Raw genomic sequence first — 20,022 nt, forward strand, 5'->3', positions numbered from 1 at the left:
ATTAGACAATTATATAAATTTAAAGACGCCGGATTCATATGGAATCCGACGTCTTGTATTTAACAGTACTAGATCTGTTTTCTAAGCCTGCGCTTATCGCCCACACGCATAGTAAACTTCTCTTTATCCATAAATTCCAGCAACGGAATAGAGAACTTTCTAGATAGACCTACAAGTTCCTTAAAATCCTGCGGTCCCAGTTCATCGTGGTCTGTGAAATAGCCCTCAAGAGTCTTTTGCAGGCCATCAACAGCAGATTTTGAAAAATACATATCCTCTTTAATTCTAACCAGCAGACCTGCATCCTGCAACAGTCTGTATACTGAAGCAGCCTCTTTAAAAGTCAGTTCCAAAGGTTCAAGTACATCTTTAATATTTGGAGGTGTCAATCCACCTTTTTCATACACTTCAAGTAACGTATCTCTTAATTTCTGCTGGTCAGAGGCCAGTGAGACCTTATGACCGGGCAGATGCAGAATTTCCTGAACTGCAACAATGTCATTTTTCTTCAGCAGTTTCTCGACTATGGCATGAAACAACTTAGATGGCAGTTTTTTACCGAATGTCGAACCAATTTCACCTCGCGATACACCAGATTTCATAGGCTCGTTTTTATGAAATTCTTTTAAGTGCTCTATAAGCCCCTGCGCAAGCAGGTCATAATGACCGCCAAAAACAAAGCTTCTTGTTTCCTTATCAAACAGAAAAACTTTCTGCTGACCGCCCAGACTCTGCAACATTTTCTCCAGCGGCTTGGATGCTACATTGGTCAAAATAGAAAGTTCCTGAAAAGTAAGTCCGGCATTTCCCGCAAGTTCGAGCTGAGTCAGAATCAAATCTTCAGGATCTGCGTCAATCAATGACTCCAGTCTTTTCACGTCATCCGAGAAACGTTTAACTTTACGCCCCAGCGGATTAATAATACTGCCGCCGGCAATGGTTCTGAGAGGCGAAAAGGACCTGAGAACAATACGGTCCCCGTAAACTCCGGTCATAGGCTTATCAAAGCGCACCTGACAAACGGCACTCTCACCTTTTTCAAGTTTTTCACGATCAAGAAAATATACCTTCGCCATAACCTCTTTCGAACCATGATGAAAATGAATCTCTTTACGATGTTTAAGCGACTTGGGTGAAGACGGCAGGCATGTAATCTCTACATCCCACACAGTTGATGGAAAAAGCGTACCGGGACGGCCAAGAACTTCTCCACGCTCAACATCATCCACGTCCAGACCATGAAGATTTACAGCAGTCCTACGACCTGCCGGAGCAGTTTCCACGCTGCTGCCATGCGACTGTAGGCTGCGGACTTTGGTTTCCGTCATTTCAGGATAAAGCACGACATCATCACCCACAGAAAGCTTACCGGAAATCAATGTTCCGGTAACTACGGTTCCGTGCCCTTTCATAGTAAAAACCCTGTCTACAGGCAGTCGGGCCAGATCGGTACGTCTTTTAGGAGCGAAATCCTTCATGAAAGTTGCGATCTCAGTCTTAAGCCCATCAAGCCCCTGTCCTGTATGGGAAGACACAGCGTGAACAGGAGCATCTGCCAGAAAACTGGGCGCCAGAAATTCCTTCACATCCTCTTTAACGAGTGCAAGCCATTCCTCATCAACCATATCAACTTTAGTCAGAACTACGAAACCCTGCTCAATACCAAGCAGCGTACAAATCTCAAGATGCTCACGGGTCTGAGGCATTACACCCTCATCAGCAGCTATAACCAGCAATACAAAATCAATCCCTGCTGCTCCGGCAACCATATTTTTCACAAACTTCTCATGGCCCGGCACATCGATAATACTCAGCGAATCAGAACCGCCAAGGTCGAGACTGGCAAAACCAAGCTCAATGGTAATACCACGCTTCTTTTCCTCAGCCAGACGGTCACAATCTGTACCGGTCAACGCTTTGATCAAACTGGTCTTACCATGGTCAATATGACCAGCCGTCCCCATTACTACAGGCATCTAGCCTCCAATTTTTATAAGCCTCCGGCGGCCAGAGAGGGGAAACTTTTGAAAAGTTTCCCCTCTCTGGACTCTCCCCTTCAAAACTTTTTAATATGCTGCCGCTCTGAGTTACATAAAAGCAACTCAGATTTATTAAATTTTAGATCCAGCCTAAACTAATAAAAGTTTTGGGAATTCTTAAACACTTTTTTCAAAAAGGGTTTAAGCCCCCGGAGGGAAAATCAAACCATTCTTAATCCTAGTTCTTCAAAAAAGTCCTGAAAGCCAGTTCGGTTGCGTAAAGGTCAGCCTTACTGGTCAACTCAAACGGACTGTGCATGGACAGTACAGGAGGGCCAAAATCGATAACATCCATTCCGTAGAGAGCAAGAAACTTAGCAACAGTTCCGCCTCCGCCGAGGTCCACTTTGCCGAGCTCAGCCATCTGCCATGGAACCTGTGCTTCACTGAGTATTTTACGCAGCCATGCCACGAACTCAGGATGAGCGTCATTGGCTCCTACTTTTCCACGATGCCCGGTAAATTTACAAAAACAGGGACCGTAACCGAGGTAAGCTGAATTAAATTTTTCATGAACATCCTGATAATCCGGATCGATAGCGGCATGTACGTCTGTAGAAAGAGCTTTACCGGCCATCATTACCCGTGAAAGCTTGGCATTTGGTTCCCATGCTTCGATTAAATCTTCGAGGCAATATTCAAAGAAAAGAGATTTAGCACCAGTTGAACCTTCAGAACCGATCTCTTCCTTGTCATAAAAAAGCACAACCTGTGCATGTTCCGGCTGCGGAGCATTGAGAAAAGCTTCAAGAGCCAGAAATACGCAAGAACGATCATCCTGCCCGTATCCACCAACTACAGATTTATCGAGTCCCACGTAACGGGCCGGTCCGGCAGGTACAATATGCATTTCAGCACTGAACAGATCTTCCTCGATAATACCGTACTTTTCATTTAAAATTTCAAGAACTTTGCGTTTTACGGATGTTTTTGTTTCACCTTCTTTCTCCTCATCTTTGGAGAACGAAATGGAATGCCCCATAAGAATATTAAGCTTTTCAGCTTCAAATGCATCAGAGACTTTCTTTTCAACCTGCTTATAGGCAAGGTGCGGCAAAAGATCGAGAATCGTCAAAACCGGATCATTAAGATCCTCACCGATGACAACATCGACTTTCTCCCCGCTTTCTTTGATCACTACACCATGCAAAGACAAAGGCCGTGCCAGCCACTGATATTTTCTGATACCGCCATAATAATGAGTTTTAGCCATGCTCATGCCGAGATCTTCGTACAGAGGATGCTGTTTAAGATCCAGACGGGGAGTATCAGCGTGTGCGCCGATTAATCTGAATCCCTGCGAAAGAGGATTCTTACCTTTACGGGCAATAAAAATTGTTTTGTCGCGGAAACTGCGGAAGCATTTATCAGACCCGATAAAATCATCAAATCCAGCTTCTTCAAGTTTTTCTTCTACATACTTAATTGTCTCACGCTCTGTTTTGCAGCGGGTAAGAAAATCAATATAACGGGCAGCAAGATCATCCATTGCCTGCTGGTGCTCATCAGCCTGATAAAGCTCCCAACAACTTTTAGTTTCATGCTCAAGTGATTTATTCATTATTTATTCCTTAATATAAAATCTAATTATTTCGGCACAACAGATTTAACCAAGTGCCTGAGAAACAGTTTCTGCTGCAAGCTTATATTCTTCCCGCGAAAGGGTACGCGGGTCAAGACAGAATGCATCTAATTCAATTCTTGCCACCAGAGGCGGTTCTGTTGAGAGCAGACGCTCTTTAAGTAACTCAACAGAGATATTATTCTGCGGAACAACGGTAACCAGAAAAGTTTTCAAATCCTGCTCTGGAAAAGCGCCACCACCCACACGGGACACGCCTTCACGTACTCCGATGATAACCTTCTCACCCAGTACACGCCGCATAACACGGGCCAGAGACTGAGCCTGAGCTTTAAGATTTTCCGGTTTCTCGGTAATCATGCGTACAGTTGGAACCTCACGCATCGCAGTTTCAGGATCAAGGTATAGACGCAAAGTAGCTTCAAGAGCTGCCAGTGTCATTTTATCGATCCGCACAGCCCGGTTAAGCGGATTTTTCTTAATCATGTCTATATACTTTTTACTGCCGACAATGATTCCCGCCTGCGGTCCACCCAGAACTTTATCTCCTGAAAATGAAACCACATCTACGCCCTCGGCAACAACTTCCTGTACAGTCGGTTCACGCATAAGCCCTAAACCTGAAAAATTGGTCAGATTACCGCTGCCAAGATCTTCATATACGGGAAGTTCATATTTTCGGCCGAGTTCTGCCAGTTCACCGCCTGAGACTTCCTTGGTAAACCCGATCACTCTGAAATTTGAAGTATGCACTTTCATGAGCAGTGCAGTCTCTTCATTTATGGCATTCTCATAATCATGCAGATGAGTGCGGTTGGTAGCCCCGACCTCACGTAAAACTGCCCCGCTCTTGGTCATGACATCAGGTATTCTGAAAGACCCGCCGATCTCAACCAGCTGTCCGCGCGAAACAACAGCTTCACGACCTTTTGCAAGGGTTTCAAGGGTAATTAAGACAGCAGAAGCATTATTGTTAACCACCAGAGCAGCTTCAGCACCGGTAATTTCGCAGATCAGCTTCTCAACATGACTGTAACGGCTGCCCCGCTCTCCGGTCTTAAGATCAAATTCAAGATTGGAATAACAGGCACAAGCCTCCGTCACGGCTTTAACTGCCGATTCTGCCAGCAGAGAACGCCCAAGATTGGTATGCACAACAACTCCGGTAGCATTAAGCACCCTGCGAAAATGAGGTTTAGCACCGGCGCGCACATGACAGGCCAGACGGGGAAAAATATTTTCACTGGAAAGCTGCTTTTCCTCCGTAATAATGCCGCCTTTGATTTCCTCACGGCAGACATCAAGAAAACCATTAACCAGATCACGTGACAACGCACGTGGCAGACCATCAATTACACCCTCTTCCTCCAATTTGTTCAGGACGGAATCAACAGAGGGCAGATATTTAAAAAGATTGGACAAAGAATGCCTCCGGCGGCCCTTCCGGTAAACCTTTAAAGGGTCCAGATTTAATATTAAACAATAATTTTGCTTTTAAACCGTATAAAAAAACAATCTATCTATTACGAACAATTTCTCACAAAACTATTTTTTTAAAAATTCTGGATATCTTGTATAAAAAGCTGCGAGTAAATACAAGGAACCGCAGACTAGTACTGTTTTTTCATCAGAACCTAAAAGAGACAATGCTTCATCAATATTTGCAGCCGCTTTTGAACTGTTTCCAAGGGCCTCGGCAAGCTCTTTATACAGAAACGCCCGTTCGTTACCGGGTATGCCGCAAGCGATCACAGGGCCGTCAGTCAAACGGAAAAGAGTTTCCTTCACAGGCTGAAGATTTTTATCTTTCATACAACCGAAGATTATTGCATCAGGTTTAGTTGCTGAGCTGGAAAGTTCTTTTTCAAGAGCCATGAATGCGTGTGTATTATGAGCACCGTCCAGTATAAATGTACGGTCAGATTTTATTGTCTGCAAACGTCCGGCAATAAAAGCCTGTTCAACTCCCACACGCACTGACTGCTCATTAAATTCAAGTCCACCTTTTTCGCAAAAAAGACGCCATGCGCAACAGGCCAGATGTGCATTCTGCTTTTGATGCTCACCGGAAAGAGCCGGTTTTAAATCAGCAACACATTGCAACTTATCTGTAAAATTTAATTTGCAATTAAGCTCAGCTGCCCGTGATTTAAGAACCTTCAGAGCTTCAGGAACCTGAGCGGAAGTGACAGCAAGGCCATTTTGCCGCATGGCATCGGCTTTATCCGCTGCTATAAGCTCAATGGTTGATCCGAGGAGCTTTTCATGGTCAAGACCTATAGGGGCAAAAACAGTGAGGTCAGGATCAACTGTATTGGTAGCGTCAAAGCGACCTCCAAGTCCGGCCTCCATTACGGCAAGGTCGACTCCTTTATTCTTAAATATCACCAATGCCATACAGGTCAGCAGCTCAAAGTAAGTAAGCCCGGCATCAGGAACAATCTCCATCACCTGATTAGCCGCCTCGCACCACTCATCTTCTGAAAGCATAGCCGAGTTTATTGTTACGCGTTCACGGGGAGTAATGAAATGCGGTGATGTATAGGTTCCGACCTTGAGTCCTGACTGCTGCGCAATTGATGATATATATGATGAAGTTGACCCCTTACCATTCGTCCCGACAACATGGATCACCGGAAAGCTGTTTTTTCCGCCCCAGTTGCGTACAAACTCTTCCATTCTGCCAAGGCTTAAATCCATATGAAACAGCCCAAGCTCATCCAAATAACGGCTAAATTTAAAATAATTACTAAATTTCAACTTTTTTCCTTTTTTTTACTTGACCGCAATCTACGGTTTGTATAAAAGAAGCATCTCTTGAGCGGCAGTAGCTCAGTTGGATAGAGCAACGGCCTTCTAAGCCGTTGGCCGAGAGTTCGAATCTTTCCTGCCGCACCAAGCATATTCAAAGGCTTACGACTTAAACGTTGTAAGCCTTTTTTTGCGTGCTTTGATCATCCCACACATAGGGTAAAAATCATTCACATATTCAGGGAGCATAAAAAAACATATTTTCTTCTGCGGGCTGCAAAGTACACAACTACTTAAATGGATTCAAGAGATAAACGTTGCCATGATCTATGCGATTTTCATCGATTGTTTGTGGGATATGCGTAACTAAGATTAAAAATTGGATTACTATTATCAATCGGAATAATTTTCTTTAAATCCAGTATATCATTAAATTTGGAAGTTATCCTGCTTGTTTAAATCTGGTACTCGGGTGGAGATATTTTTTAATTTTTTATAATTATTCTGGCATGTTCTAGATTATTCAAAATCATGATCAAAAATATTTATATTAAAGTGCGACTTCAATTCTCGATAAGCTCTCAGTTCATTTTGAAAATACAGATCCTTGCTAAACATCGCACTATTCCATTCACTTACTTTCCTGTACATCGTTTATATCTCAGCCCACTTCCCCGTGGACATAGCCCATATATTCCAGTCTGATGAGTAGTTATTTTAAAGTCTTAAATCCCCTCTCATATTTTGAAACGAGAGTATCTTGAAGCGAGACTATGTATTATATAAATACATTCGGTCAACCTAACCCGCCCAACATAAGTTGGCACATCTAAAATTTATCAAAGTCTCTACAAAGAGTAAGCTCATCTTTAAGGAGAATTTTATAGTCATTACCAAGACGCTTTGTCATATATTCGGACTCAAAATGGGATGCAGTGTCAAGAAACCCTATCTCATTTTTAGCAGTACTATGGTAGATATGCCTCATCACAACCTGATGATCTACTACAACAGGACATCCGGCCCGGTGCAATGCAAGGGTATTCCACACATCAACTCCATAACCGTATGGGTTGCCTTCGTAGTCCAAGCCTCCGATACTTTTGAGGCTTTCAATCCGAAACAAGGGGGCGATACCGTCAATATACGGAACAATGGAATACTGCATTTCAGGCTTTTCAATCATTTGCGGATGATATTGATTTTTGTATGTAGAGGGAGAATAAACTCCTACTGGTCCGAAACGCGAATCAAGAAGCTCAAGACGCTTCCAGGCACGCTGTATATGCGGAGACTTTGAGCCGAACAATATATCGTTATTAAGAAACCAAAGATGACTGTACCCCATGTCACTGAATTTGTTCAGACAATAATCTAAGGCACCGGCCCAATAAATATTTTTTTCAAGTCTAAGCCATGAATCAGGAAAAGGACATGGAGCATGATTATCCAGAACGAAGATATTTTCGGCCCATTTGGGATCTGTTCTTTTGAGTTGTTCTTTCACTCTCGCAGTCAAATCAGGGTCACCATAGTGAAGAATAACAACAGCCAAACGCCTCTCCGACATAGTAAACTCCTTGAAAACATACGGGTTAACGAGTATAGTTATTTATTAAAAGCAACTGCTAAATATATCAAGGGCAATATATATGGAAACACTCTGGACAAGTCTTCCTCAAGAGCTAACGGTAAACTTACTTGCCGGGGGCATTGGGCGCACACATCTAACCGAGATCGGCTACCAGTGTATTAAATTCAGCCAGACGGAAACCGATCAGCGTGCCCTGTACTACAGGCTTGCTTGTGAGACCATGCTGGCAGCATGGAACCATGACCCCTTAAATATCCAAAGCGCACAATTAGCAAGTTCCATACTGGGAGCAGACGCCCTTCAATCTCCAACAGGAAAAATGCTATCCCGCATAGCCAAAGAATCAAAACCGGTTAATTTAGCCCCGCAGGAGCAGCGTATACGCCGCCTGATTCATCGGGGACTCCATGACGAAGCAGCAGACATACTTACCAGTCTGCTTGAAAATAATCCTGAAGGCATAGCGACTTTAAAATTAGCCCTTGAAATGCAGGAATTATGTTTCGAAAAACCTTTCCGGACTTTGGCCAGAAGGCAACTTGAAAAAATGGACATAGAGGATATGAAACCTCTTCAACATTTTTTAGAAGCCAATATGGCATTTGCACAGAAAAGATATGATCAGGCTGCAACTAAATATATCAAAACACTTAACTATGGAACTTTCCCGGAAGCTCGGGTGCGGCTTGCAGAATGTCTGCTGCGTACTGGTTTAAGAGATGATGCTATCAATGAATATGCCAAAGATATTTCAGACCGTCCTTGGTACATAAACAGCCTGCTGCGAACGTCAGAACTACTTGAAAAAAGTGATCAGGAAAGCTGTAATCCTCCGGGAAAAGTCGCCATACTAATCTACAGTTACAACAAGGCAAAAGAACTGAATGCAACGCTTGAAGCCGTTTTTGCGGCCAGATATGAAAATACTTTCATCGCTGTTCTTGATAACGGAAGCACTGATAACACTGCTGCAGTAATTAATAAATGGGAAAGCATATCCAGGAGAAGAGGCGATCTTCCTATGAAACGCTTTGACCTGCATGTCAACATAGGAGCCCCGGCTGCACGTAACTGGCTGCTATACCACCCCCAAATATCCAAAGCTGAATTTGCAGCTTTTCTTGATGATGATGCACTGCCTCCAACAGACTGGTTGCAGAAACTTGGAGCGGCTATCAACAGATACCCAGATGCCGGAGTATGGGGATGCAAAGTGGTAGATGCAAACTCATCACACAAATTACAAAGTGTGGACCTGCATTTAAAAGCAGGCTCAAAAGCAAAGAACGAATTAGGTTACCACTATCCCCAACTACGCCCTACGGACATTCATCACCAGACACAAGACTACGGACAATTCGACTACGTTCGCCCTTGTGTATCAGTTACCGGATGCTGCCATATTATGCGAATGTCTGATCTTGAAAAAATCGGAGGATTTGACATTAGATTCTCCCCGTCCCAATTCGATGACGTAGACCGGGATTTAAGACTCTGCCTGCAAAGAATGACGCCTGTATACCAGGGACATCTACGTGTAAGACACCTAAAATGCTCTGGAACATCCGGAACTGTCGATAAAAAATCAGCTGCATTGCAACTTGGAAACCAGTTGAGATTGGACATGAAATACCAACTCAATGACCTGCAAAAAATACGCACTAACGACTATGAAACAACCCTCTCTGATGCCATGCATAAGAGAAAAATTGTGCTGGATATTTTAAAAAAACAGTAAAAAGCCACGGGCCGAAATCAAAAATCCCATGCATTTCACATAAGCCTTTGCCGGGCTAGCATCCATGTTCCACCTTTTGATCTTGCAACAACCTGAAATATCCAGCTATTTGGAATAATAAAATTAATAATAGAGCAATGCGCCCTATGAGTTTTAAAAAGCACGGGCGCTCTTAAGCTGGACTGGGCTAAATAATAAAATTAAGCTTGGACCAGTTTTAAAATACGCATATTATAAACAAACTGACAAAGTTTTTATCACTATCCAATCGAACAGGATTTCAAATGAGAATTTATAGAAATTTATATGTAAGCATCATGCTTGCCGGTCTTTTACTGCTTTCGGCCAATATCGTTTTTGCAGAAAGTGAAAGCATCACCAGCGCTGCAAATATTGAAAGTGCGGAAATAACGGCCAGTGCATTTCAAAATCCAGCTCAGGCAGAGACTCTTGCAAACCTGCTGCAATACAAATCGGAATTGAAAAGTCAGCTTAAAGCTGCAAAAAAAGTACGGAAAAATATTACGCATCCAGTAGATAAAGAAGCTATTTCCGCCAAAATAAACGATCTTAAAAACCAACTTAGAAAAGTTCATCAAAACTTTGTGAAAGTTGCTACAGGAATTGATTCATCTGTTTTCAATGAAGAAATACAACAACATTTCCAATGGCAGGAAGAAATTGAAACTTTAATTAAACCTCTCTTTAACGAACTAAAAGAGATGACCAAAAGACCTCGCCAGATAGAGCGTCTAAAATCAAGAGTTGCATATTTTGAAAGCAGGCTGCCAAGTGCAAATGAAGCTGTAGCAAACATCGATAAACTTATATCCGCCGCCAAATCCGAACAGCTCAAAGAGGAGCTGCAAAGACTTAAAATTGAATTTGAAAAAAAGAAGACCAATATCAATAATCAGCTTGATGTTGCCCATTTTGAGCTGAACGAACTGCAAAAAGAAAAAAAATCGTTCTATGAATCGACAATGAAAGTGATGGCGGTTTTCTTTAAAAGCCGTGGTAAGAATATTTTCATTGCGCTGTTAACCTTTATCGGTGTTTTTCTTGCCTTCAGACTTTTTGATCGTGGATTCAGAAGAATTCATCCAGCTTTTAAAACAAAAGAACGTCCATTTTACATACGCCTTATTGAAGTAGTTCTACTCTTCATGACGGTTATGGTGGCGACTGTTGCTTCTCTTTTTACTCTTTATATTTCAGGCGACTGGTTTTTGTTAAGCATCGCTTTCATTTTCTTGATCGGTGCGCTCTGGACTGCCAGAGAAGGCTTTACCCGCTACTATGAACAGGTAAAACTGATCTTGAACTTAGGATCTGTACGTGAAAATGAGCGAATTATTCATAATGGTGTTCCATGGGAAGTTGAAAGGCTGCAACTTTTCACCAAACTGAGAAACCCGGCGCTGAACCCGAGTGTAATAAGACTTCCTATTGAAAAGCTTTCAGGCCAGATTTCACGTTCATTCAGCAGTAACGAGCCTTGGTTTCCCTGCCGCGTTGATGACTGGGTAATCCTTTCTGACGGCACCCGCGGAAAGGTCATCAGCCAGTCTCCTGATATGGTCGAACTGATCCAGCGCGGTGGAACGTATGTGACATATCAGACTCAGGATTTTCTGGGCCTCAGCCCAAAGAATCTCTCACGTAATTTCCGCTTGAAATCTGTTTTCGGTATTGATTACGCACATCAGGCGGAAAGCACCAATTCAATTCTTGTTCAGGCAAAAGAATTCATTGAAGTTAAGCTTCAGGAAGATGGATATGAAAAGCATGTTCTGAGTCTCAAGGTTGAATTTGAGTCAGCCGGAGCGTCATCATTAAACATTGTAATTATCGTTGATTTCAATGGAAGTGTTGCCGAACTTTATGGTCGCTTAAACAGAGCCTTGCAACGCTATAGTGTTGACGCCTGTACCAAGTTCGGATGGAACATACCATTTGATCAGCTCGTTGTTCATAAAGCTCAATAGCCGGTTAAAACTCAATAAAAAAGGTTCACAGGTAATGCCCGTGAACCTTTTTTAGATAAAAATCAGCTGAATATTATTTCTAAAATTCAGTTTACCGATGATAAATAATAATTCTTTACCACTTTTCCTTGTCATGGCTTTTAGCTGTATCCGGCCTATCAATTTTGTCATCATCAAATGTCTCACCACGGATAGTTGTCCCTTGAGTCTCTTCAAGTTCATATCTGGGTGAAAAAAAATTAATCCGATCATAAACACTGTGCCAAAACCCCTGCTGTGCATCATCACGAACACAGCTGACCTCTGTCGGTTCATTGACTGTAACCGGAGAACAGTCATTGGAACTGTATTCCAAAATAACGCAATCTTTTTTCAGTGGAATCAGGTAGTCACCATTTTGAACAGGCATATCCTGATATAGACTGTTAACCGTCCGGCCCCCGCGGTGAAGTTCATATGCATCTGAAGGAGCAGTATCCCAGCTGTCCACATGTACGTATCCGACTGCCCCTCCGGCAGCAGCAAGAGAAATAAAACCTAAGATACAGATCAAAAATATTATGGCAGAAAAGGTATATTTACTCACTATTCCTCCAGAGATAAAAATCTCTCAATAACATATTCACTGACGTTATTTACATAGTCAAAAAAACTTATTCCAGCCAGAAGTAACAGCGAATTAAAAAACAGCCCATGTTCAATAAAAAGGTATGCACTCAGCGGCCTGAAAGCCATATAGGCAAGAATAAGCAGTAAAAGATCAAAGATGGCTGGCAGATGTGCTACTCCTAAAGACACAACGAGCACGGTAATGATTTTAATCAGGTAACTGATAGCTGCATCAGCATGAACCTGATCACCGTTTAAAAACATATTAACGGCATTGACGATAATATATACCCCCGGCATACGCCCTATAGGGGTAAGGTGCATATCACCGATATCTTCATAATCCGAACCGATTATTACCAGCTTCCCTTTAAAACTTTCAGGTTTTCTGAACCTGATTCCAGTCGCAGACTGAACATGCTTAGACTGAGCAGCACCGGCATAGCCTATTTTATTAATATATATCTTTCGAGGAGCAAGAATAAATTTCAGCCGGGCCTCAATATCGTCACTCCCGGTTTTTTGCGGAAAAAATTTAATCCACGTATCATGAAAAATTTCTATACGTTTACTGTCCAGCTGCCCATTTTCAATCTCAAGAATACTCTGGATAATACGATTGCGATGCTCATCCCCCATACCAGCCCCATGATCGTACAAAGCAGCCAAAAGAGATATAGAAAGCAGAACCTTTTTATCTTCTTTCCCAGACTCTACCCTGTAGTAGCGCAAATGTCTGATGCGTTTATCTTCGGGGTTACGGATAATTCCGGCGTCCCCAACTTTCAGCACATCCTTATATTTATCGGCAAGCATCCAGAAATCCGTTGAAAAAGATGTCGGTCGCTCACCATTTTTCAGGGCCAGCCTGGGAATAATTATAACAGCTCCGGTCTGCCGTGCTTTTTCCAGACTTTGTTTAAAATTAATCAGAAATGCATCATTCTCTTTATCATCTGGTACAGCTCGGTCCAGACGGCAATCAATGACTACCACCTTGGCTCCAGAATCCAGAATAAATAGTAGAGTCTCGTTAAGCCTTAATTTAGGAGTCCAATATCCCATACTGGGACTTGTTTCGTAGAAAGTACGGTCAAGTAATACCAGCTCAATATCATCATTTACAGTCTTCCCTTCCCGTGCATTCTGCTTAAACGATTCAGAAATAAGAAAATCATGGTTATCGTTGATCATATTCTGGCCTACCTTTGATAAAGGCAGCAGTTCGAGGATGACCAGCAACACAAACCCAAAAAAAACATTAAGAATGAAAAGCCGCTTGGTTCTTGCAGGCCATAGGTTATATTTAAGGATATTCCGAAAAAAAGGATCTTTCTCATCAGCAGAATTCTTCCGCAATAATTGCTTTATAAAATCAGGAACCTTGAGTTTCATTAAGAAGTTTCTCCAGAATTAAATAAAATCTTTCCATCATATATCCTCCGCAAGATAATGATGCAATGCAGCATTATAGCCGAACCAGCAGCGTTTATAAAAAATATTTATCTTGAAGCTCATAGAATATTGCCTGTAACGATAATTTTGAGTTAACAAGTTATAATCATCAAATAAAAATCATGAAAATTTAATCCTCGGAGCCAATCGTGCCATTAATATTCAAGAGAAAAGCCAGACCACCTCTACTCTTTGTTAGTGACGTTCGCCGGGAGTTTCTTCTAACCGAGATTACCCGCACCTCTGCCCCGAGCGGAATGTATTACCTGCTTATGGTCGTAGCCTGTTTTATTGCCTCTATAGGATTAATGGCAGACAGTCCTGCAGTTGTTATCGGTGCTATGCTGGTTTCTCCGCTGATGACACCTATCTTCGGGTTCTCACTGGGACTTGTACGCGGAGAATTCCCGCTTATCCGTGATTCACTATTTTCCGTTGTGGCAGGTATCCTGCTGGGTATCGGCGGAGCATTTTTGATTGGCTGCTTTCCTGTTTTCTTTGAAATAACCAATGAAATTGCTGCACGTACAGAACCAAATCTACTGGACCTCGGCGTTGCCGCTTTTGCCGGTATTGCCGGAACGGTTGCACTGATTGATGAAAGAGTCAGTCCGGTAATGCCGGGAATAGCCATTGCCACGTCGCTTGTCCCGCCACTTTGTGCAAGCGGTCTGTGTCTTGCTCTACAGCAGTACTCAAATGCATGGGGTTCTTTTCTGCTTTTCTTTGCCAACTTTCTGGTTATTCTTTCCATTGCCAGTGTACTTTTTATTATTACCGGATTCATCCCTAACTCAGATAATGAACCACTACCACGGCTGATCAAACATTTTGCCACAACGACTATTGGACTGATCATTGTTGCCGCTCTACTTACCCAATCTCTTATAGAAGTTTCCGTTTCCCGCAAAATTGATAACGAACTCAGAATAGTAACTCTGGAAGCAGTGACTTCAACGCCGAACACAACAATTGAAGAAATAAAGCATGAAACATCAGACGGTATAATCAATGGATTCATAATGTTGCAAGGTCCTGCTTCGCTGAAAGCCAATGTTGTAAAAATAATGGAAGAAAAAGCGGAAAAAGCTCTTAAAATGCCTATACAACTGATTGTGCGTACCTCCATTACCCAGAGCATTTCCGCAAGTGCAAATGCAAATATAAGCAGCCTGGTCAATGCTCATGCCAAAAATCAAAAAATACAGCTTGATCCTAGCGCCATGATTCTTGAGCAAGCCGAACTGTTGCTCCGAAGTTATATTTCTAAATATCCATGGTATACGCTCATGGGAATAAACTATATGGAGCTTAAAAACGGCCCCGGCATCATTGTTGAACTCAGCGGTCCGGATCTTCCACAACCTGAAGACGTTGAAAGAATTGAAAGTCTGCTCAGAAATCAAACCAGGAATAAAAAGGTCTCTCTTATTGTCCGTTTTTTCAAAAGCAATGATATTACCAGACATGGGCGCAACCTTTTCGGGGCCCAATACTCAGGAAAGAATACACCGGAAACACTTAAAATTGAGACTGTAACAACAGAATATTTAGATAATATACGTAATGTTTTTCCAATCTATGTTGAAGCACAGCATTCTAAAACGGGCTGGAAAATATTGGCTGATATTGCCGGATCAAGACTGATAGACAGTAAGGAAGTCGAGAATATAGAACAAAAACTCGCCAAAGAATTCAAGTCTCCGGTAAAACTCTATGTTTATTCAAAAAGTGAAGCGTTAGTCGACAGTGAAGGAGTGCAGCCATTTGAATTCTTTTCAGGAAAAGATCGTAAAGACTTGTTTAGGGTTGACTGATAAAAAAAGAAACATAAAGATCTGATTAGCTTAGCACAGTAGGTGAAAGTGTATTTATCTGAGTAAATGCAGCAAATAAACAAAGTACTGTGCGTCGTATAGTCAGGAGAAAAAATGGCTGATTTTTTGATAGCCGGTCTGGGCGAAATACTTTGGGACGTACTTGCAGATTCAGAAGAAATAGGCGGTGCGCCTGTTAATTTTGCCTATCACGCGGGGGCACTTGGAGCAGAAGCATTTGCAATCTCCACCATTGGCGACGATGAACGGGGCAGACGCGCTATTGCAGAACTACTCACCAGAGGTCTAAATCTCGAATCCGTCAGTGTAGACAAAGATCATGCAACAGGATTTGTCGAAGCAAAAGTAGATTCACAGGGCGTGGCTCATTATATTTTTCCTGATGATATTGCGTGGGATCATCTGACTCTGAATGAAAGAGCCTTAGAACTTGCCCCGAAAGTTGATGCTGTCTGTTTCGGCACGCTTGCACAGCGCAGTGAAAAATCACGCGCAGCTATTAGTATATTTCTTGATAATGCTCCGCAGGCTATGAAAATCTACGATATGAATCTGCGACAGAATTTTTATAATGAAGAAATTATTAACAGGTCACTCCAGAAAGCTGACGTGCTGAAACTTAACGACGATGAAATTTCAGTTGTAGCTTCCATGTTCGGGCTGAATGGTGATGAAAAATCAATTCTTAAAGTACTCCATGAAAAATTCACGCTAAAGTGCTCTGTGCTTACCCGCGGAGGAAGCGGAAGCCTGATGCTTGGACAGAATAAGGAAATTGAAAACAGCGGTATTTATGTTGATAAAATTACTGATACAATTGGTGCAGGAGACTCATTCACAGCGGCAGTTGCAATAGGACTGCTACAAGGCTGCACACTGGAAAGTATCAGCAAGCATGCAAATGAACTGGCAGCATATGTGTGCTCATGCAAAGGAGCCATGCCACCTGTACCAGACAGATATACACTTATCAGATAATTTTTAGATACGGAGAATATAAATGAAAAGAAGTGAAGTTAACGTACTGATCAACAGCGCCAAAGATTTTTTTAAAACCCATCGCTTTAATCTGCCAAAGTGGGCTTTCTGGACACCGGAAGACTGGAAAGGACACGGTGATAGTGAGGTTGTCCGCAATATGCTGGGGTGGGACCTTACTGACTATGGCAAAGGAGATTTTGACAAGCTTGGCCTTCTCCTTTTTACTATACGAAACGGCAATCTCAAAGCCGGTGACCCTAAACCTTATGCCGAAAAAATTATGATCCTGCGTGAAGGACAGGTCTGCCCTATGCACTTCCACTGGTCCAAACGCGAAGATATAATCAATCGCGCAGGCGGTAATCTGGTGATCAAATTATACAGCTCTGATGAAAATGAAGCTCTGTCAGACACGCCTCTGGATGTCAGTGTTGACGGAATCATTCGCAGGGTTGAATCCGGTTCTGAAATAGTGCTTGAGCCGGGTGAAAGCATCTGCCTAGAACCGGGCATGTACCATGCATTTTATTGTGAAGAAGGAAGCGGTGATGTAATGGTCGGCGAAGTAAGTGCTGTTAACGATGATAATTCAGATAACCGATTTCATGAGCCGCTGCCACGCTTTCCTGAAGTTGACGAAGATGAAGCTCCGGTACACCTGCTCGTTAACGACTACGCCAGATATGTTTAAAATACCCAAATTAAGCAGAATTAAATTTCAAAGGAGCAGACATGACCCAACAAAAAATATCCTGCATCCTCATAGACGATGAAACCCCGGCCCTTGATGAGCTTAGTTTTCTACTTTCTGATTTTAAAGATATTGAAATTATCGGTACAGCAACATCGGCATCTCAAGGAATAAAAATGATTTCTGAAGAGTGTCCTGATCTTGTTTTCCTCGATATCCAGATGCCTGGTAAAAACGGATTTCATGTGCTGCAAGAGATTATGCAGTACCCTGAACCTCCGCTTGTTGTATTTGCAACAGCTTATGATGAATATGCCCTGCGTGCTTTTGAAGAAAATGCAGTGGATTATATTCTTAAACCGCTTTCGGCTGAAAGACTGGCTAAAAGCATCGCACGCGTACGCTGTCAGGTTTATGCCAACTGTGAAGATAAAATTGAAATGCCGGACATGAATGCTCTGTTAAGCACAATGGGTCTGGGACAGAGAGTGTTGCGAATATCGGTTGAAGGCAACGGAAGAATCTTACTGCTTGAGCCGGCAGATGTAATTATGTGCAGGGTTGAAGATCGCAAAATAATGATCCACACGGCCCAAGGAATTTTTCCATGCTATGGAGATAAGACTCTTGATAAACTTGAAGAACGACTGCAAGGCCAGCCATTTTTCAGACCTAACCGCGGCGAAATGGTAAATCTGACTCATGTTCGGGACTTTGCACCATGGTTTAACGGCAAATACGTACTGACAATGAAACATATTGATGAAAATGAAATCATCATAAGTAAAGGCCGTGTCAAATCCTTCCGAGAACGCTTAGGACTGATTTAAAAAACTCTCATTTTCCATACTAAGTGCTGCTGAAGCAAACCAGCACCTATGGAAACCGCAAAGAATGACTCACCGCTAGTACTATAAAGGTTTATTATGAATCCAGAAGCTTTAATTATTACCCTTGCCGAACGCTTCGGCCTTATTATCGCAGGCTCTTTCCTGCTGCTGACAATTACGCCTCTCCACAAAATCGGCTTCAATCGCCATTCCGAAAGAAGCAGTATCGCCATGCAAATTCTTATATTTGGTACTTGCGGTATTCTCGGCACATACGGCGGTAACTTTGTTTTTCAGTCTGTTGCCAACCTGCGAGCTATGGCTGTAATTACCGGAGGACTTTTCGGAGGACCGCTGGTAGGTCTTGGCGCCGGCATAATTGCAGGAGGACACCGTATACTGATTGACTTCGGAGGATTCAGCTCTGTCCCGTGCGGATTGGCAACTATGCTGGAAGGCATTGCTGCCGGCTTAATATCACTGAAACTTACTAATCGCATGGATTGGAGGGCTGCTGCAGGACTAGCTTTTGTAGGAGAAATAATCCATATGATTATGGTGCTTTACTTCTCACACCCATATGAAGAAGCCCTTAAAGTTGTTGAACTTATAGCCCTGCCTATGATTATTTTGAATACCTTTGGCGCAGCTCTTTTTGCACAGGTTATCAGTATTGTTTTTAGATATGGAACAAAGCAGGACTCTGTCAAAGCTCAACAGATTCTGGATATTGCCAACCTGACGGTCAGTCATTTACGCTCCGGTCTGACTCTAGATTCTGCACAGGAAACCGCTAAAATAATTCATGCCCACGTATCTGCCGCAGCCGTAGCCATAACTGATAATGTAAATGTACTTGCACACGTTGGGGCAGGCTCAGATCACCACCTTCCCGGTGAAAAAATACGAACCGAATCAACTCTACACGTATTGGCGGAAGGTGATCCCATTTTTCTGGATTCAGGAAAAAAGATCGGCTGCAATCATAAAGGATGCCCCTTTACTACTGCCGCAGTTGTTCCACTGCATAAGAACGGACAGATAGTTGGAACCCTTAAAATGTACGGAACCCGCAATAAACAGCTCGACCTGCTTTCATTTGAAATTGCTAAAGGCCTTGCCAACCTCTGCTCTACCCAGCTGGAACTCGAAGAAATTCAGATTAAAGAACAGATGCTTGCCCATGCAGAAATCAGGAGATTGCAAGCTCAGATCAATCCTCACTTTTTATTCAATTCACTTAATACAGTCACATCATTTTGCCGAACCAACCCGAACAGAGCCCGCGAACTGCTGCTGGAACTATCAAAATATATGCGCAAAAATCTTGATAGCAGCCGTGGTTACGTTCCATTGCATGAAGAACTTGCCCAGTTGCACAGTTATTTAGCTATTGAACAGGCCAGGTTTGGTGAACGTATTAAAATTAATTTAAATGTTGCCGATGAATGTAAAGACTGGCCTATTCCACCGCTTATAATCCAGCCGCTAGTTGAAAACAGCGTGAAACACGGAATTTTAGGACGCGAAGAAGGCGGAACAATCTCAGTATCAATCCATTGCGCTAACGATGAAATGCATATTTCAATTAAAGATGATGGCGTAGGAATGAGTAATGAACAACTTGCATATATTAATAAGAGAAAGCGCATCGATTCACGTGAAGAAGGAATCGGAGTACGCAATTGTATTCAGCGAATGGAACAGATTTACGGGCCGCAATATAAAATGATAATTAAAAGTGAAGAGGGAAAAGGTACCAAGATTGACTTTCAGGTTCCTAAACTGAAAACAGCTGTACAGATGCAGGAATTTGCCGGAAATGCCGGGTAGCATAATTCATATGTCATTTCACACACTCAAAAAGTCATTTCACGCATAAAGTATAGAAGCGGCCCCATTCTTTATGCCATGCACGAGCATACA

14 protein-coding genes and 1 tRNA gene are annotated in these 20,022 nt (G+C 42.5%); 8 read left to right on the top strand and 7 right to left on the bottom strand.

What is annotated here, in order from left to right; genetic code table 11:
* Positions 1 to 68: 68 nt before the first annotated feature.
* The 4 genes from selB to H589_RS0116130 all read right to left on the bottom strand — a co-directional run bounded on the left by selB (position 69) and on the right by H589_RS0116130 (position 6,381).
* A complete protein-coding gene (gene selB, locus H589_RS0116115; protein ID WP_027722979.1) occupies positions 69 to 1,976 on the bottom strand; it encodes a selenocysteine-specific translation elongation factor in 1,908 nt (635 codons plus the stop codon).
* 241 nt (positions 1,977 to 2,217) lie between these two features.
* Positions 2,218 to 3,600 carry an aminopeptidase gene (locus H589_RS0116120; RefSeq protein ID WP_027722980.1) on the bottom strand — a complete coding sequence of 461 codons (1,383 nt, stop codon included), beginning with the start codon at positions 3,598 to 3,600 and terminating at the stop codon, positions 2,218 to 2,220.
* Positions 3,601 to 3,645: 45 nt separating this feature from the next.
* The gene (gene selA / locus H589_RS0116125) at positions 3,646 to 5,043 is read right to left on the bottom strand and encodes an L-seryl-tRNA(Sec) selenium transferase (RefSeq protein ID WP_027722981.1); all 1,398 of its coding nucleotides are present in this window, start codon (positions 5,041 to 5,043) and stop codon (positions 3,646 to 3,648) included.
* A gap of 123 nt (positions 5,044 to 5,166) precedes the next feature.
* A complete protein-coding gene (locus H589_RS0116130) occupies positions 5,167 to 6,381 on the bottom strand; it encodes a bifunctional folylpolyglutamate synthase/dihydrofolate synthase (protein WP_027722982.1) in 1,215 nt (404 codons plus the stop codon).
* A 61-nt stretch (positions 6,382 to 6,442) separates the two neighbouring features.
* Here H589_RS0116130 and H589_RS0116135 point away from each other — a divergent pair.
* A tRNA-Arg gene (locus tag H589_RS0116135) sits at positions 6,443 to 6,519 on the top strand.
* Between the two features lie 682 nt (positions 6,520 to 7,201).
* Here H589_RS0116135 and H589_RS0116140 read toward each other — a convergent pair.
* Positions 7,202 to 7,942 carry a glycosyltransferase family 2 protein gene (locus H589_RS0116140; RefSeq protein ID WP_027722983.1) on the bottom strand — a complete coding sequence of 247 codons (741 nt, stop codon included), beginning with the start codon at positions 7,940 to 7,942 and terminating at the stop codon, positions 7,202 to 7,204.
* 82 nt (positions 7,943 to 8,024) lie between these two features.
* Here H589_RS0116140 and H589_RS0116145 point away from each other — a divergent pair, with 82 nt between their 5' ends.
* Complete coding sequence (locus tag H589_RS0116145) at positions 8,025 to 9,704, top strand: glycosyltransferase (protein ID WP_027722984.1); 1,680 nt, start codon at positions 8,025 to 8,027, stop codon at positions 9,702 to 9,704.
* Between the two features lie 284 nt (positions 9,705 to 9,988).
* Positions 9,989 to 11,692 carry a membrane protein gene (locus H589_RS0116150; RefSeq protein ID WP_027722985.1) on the top strand — a complete coding sequence of 568 codons (1,704 nt, stop codon included), beginning with the start codon at positions 9,989 to 9,991 and terminating at the stop codon, positions 11,690 to 11,692.
* A 115-nt stretch (positions 11,693 to 11,807) separates the two neighbouring features.
* On the opposite strand, the gene H589_RS0116155 is transcribed toward H589_RS0116150, so the two are convergent.
* Both H589_RS0116155 and H589_RS0116160 read right to left on the bottom strand, forming a co-directional pair.
* A complete protein-coding gene (locus H589_RS0116155) occupies positions 11,808 to 12,278 on the bottom strand; it encodes a hypothetical protein (RefSeq protein WP_027722986.1) in 471 nt (156 codons plus the stop codon).
* Positions 12,278 to 13,696, bottom strand: a complete 1,419-nt coding sequence (locus tag H589_RS0116160) for a CHASE2 domain-containing protein (protein WP_027722987.1) — start codon at positions 13,694 to 13,696, stop codon at positions 12,278 to 12,280. The genes H589_RS0116155 and H589_RS0116160 overlap by 1 nt, the downstream gene beginning before the upstream one ends.
* Positions 13,697 to 13,905: 209 nt before the next feature.
* Here H589_RS0116160 and H589_RS20535 point away from each other — a divergent pair, with 209 nt between their 5' ends.
* The 5 genes from H589_RS20535 (at position 13,906) to H589_RS19980 (ending at position 19,929) form a co-directional block, all read left to right on the top strand.
* Complete coding sequence (locus H589_RS20535; protein ID WP_051249779.1) at positions 13,906 to 15,573, top strand: DUF389 domain-containing protein; 1,668 nt, start codon at positions 13,906 to 13,908, stop codon at positions 15,571 to 15,573.
* A gap of 114 nt (positions 15,574 to 15,687) precedes the next feature.
* Positions 15,688 to 16,572 carry a PfkB family carbohydrate kinase gene (locus tag H589_RS0116170; RefSeq protein WP_027722988.1) on the top strand — a complete coding sequence of 295 codons (885 nt, stop codon included), beginning with the start codon at positions 15,688 to 15,690 and terminating at the stop codon, positions 16,570 to 16,572.
* Positions 16,573 to 16,594: 22 nt separating this feature from the next.
* Positions 16,595 to 17,266 (top strand): D-lyxose/D-mannose family sugar isomerase, encoded by a 672-nt coding sequence (locus tag H589_RS0116175; RefSeq protein ID WP_027722989.1) that lies wholly within the window; start codon positions 16,595 to 16,597, stop codon positions 17,264 to 17,266.
* A gap of 41 nt (positions 17,267 to 17,307) precedes the next feature.
* A complete protein-coding gene (locus H589_RS0116180) occupies positions 17,308 to 18,096 on the top strand; it encodes a LytR/AlgR family response regulator transcription factor (protein WP_027722990.1) in 789 nt (262 codons plus the stop codon).
* A 96-nt stretch (positions 18,097 to 18,192) separates the two neighbouring features.
* On the top strand, positions 18,193 to 19,929 hold the full coding sequence (locus tag H589_RS19980; RefSeq protein WP_035076229.1) for a LytS/YhcK type 5TM receptor domain-containing protein: 1,737 nt from the start codon (positions 18,193 to 18,195) through the stop codon (positions 19,927 to 19,929).
* Positions 19,930 to 20,022: the final 93 nt, after the last annotated feature.

This window comes from Maridesulfovibrio zosterae DSM 11974, assembly GCF_000425265.1.
GTDB classification, from domain to species: domain Bacteria; phylum Desulfobacterota; class Desulfovibrionia; order Desulfovibrionales; family Desulfovibrionaceae; genus Maridesulfovibrio; species Maridesulfovibrio zosterae.

Bases quoted from the DNA above. Each gene is read 5' to 3' on its own strand.
- H589_RS0116175 (WP_027722989.1), top strand. From the start codon at position 16,595: ATGAAAAGAAGTGAAGTTAACGTACTGATCAACAGCGCCAAAGATTTT.
- H589_RS0116160 (WP_027722987.1), bottom strand. From the start codon at position 13,696: ATGAAACTCAAGGTTCCTGATTTTATAAAGCAATTATTGCGGAAGAAT.
- H589_RS19980 (WP_035076229.1), top strand. From the start codon at position 18,193: ATGAATCCAGAAGCTTTAATTATTACCCTTGCCGAACGCTTCGGCCTT.
- H589_RS0116180 (WP_027722990.1), top strand. From the start codon at position 17,308: ATGACCCAACAAAAAATATCCTGCATCCTCATAGACGATGAAACCCCG.
- H589_RS0116145 (WP_027722984.1), top strand. From the start codon at position 8,025: ATGGAAACACTCTGGACAAGTCTTCCTCAAGAGCTAACGGTAAACTTA.
- selB (WP_027722979.1), bottom strand. From the start codon at position 1,976: ATGCCTGTAGTAATGGGGACGGCTGGTCATATTGACCATGGTAAGACC.
- H589_RS0116170 (WP_027722988.1), top strand. From the start codon at position 15,688: ATGGCTGATTTTTTGATAGCCGGTCTGGGCGAAATACTTTGGGACGTA.
- H589_RS0116120 (WP_027722980.1), bottom strand. From the start codon at position 3,600: ATGAATAAATCACTTGAGCATGAAACTAAAAGTTGTTGGGAGCTTTAT.
- H589_RS0116140 (WP_027722983.1), bottom strand. From the start codon at position 7,942: ATGTCGGAGAGGCGTTTGGCTGTTGTTATTCTTCACTATGGTGACCCT.
- H589_RS0116150 (WP_027722985.1), top strand. From the start codon at position 9,989: ATGAGAATTTATAGAAATTTATATGTAAGCATCATGCTTGCCGGTCTT.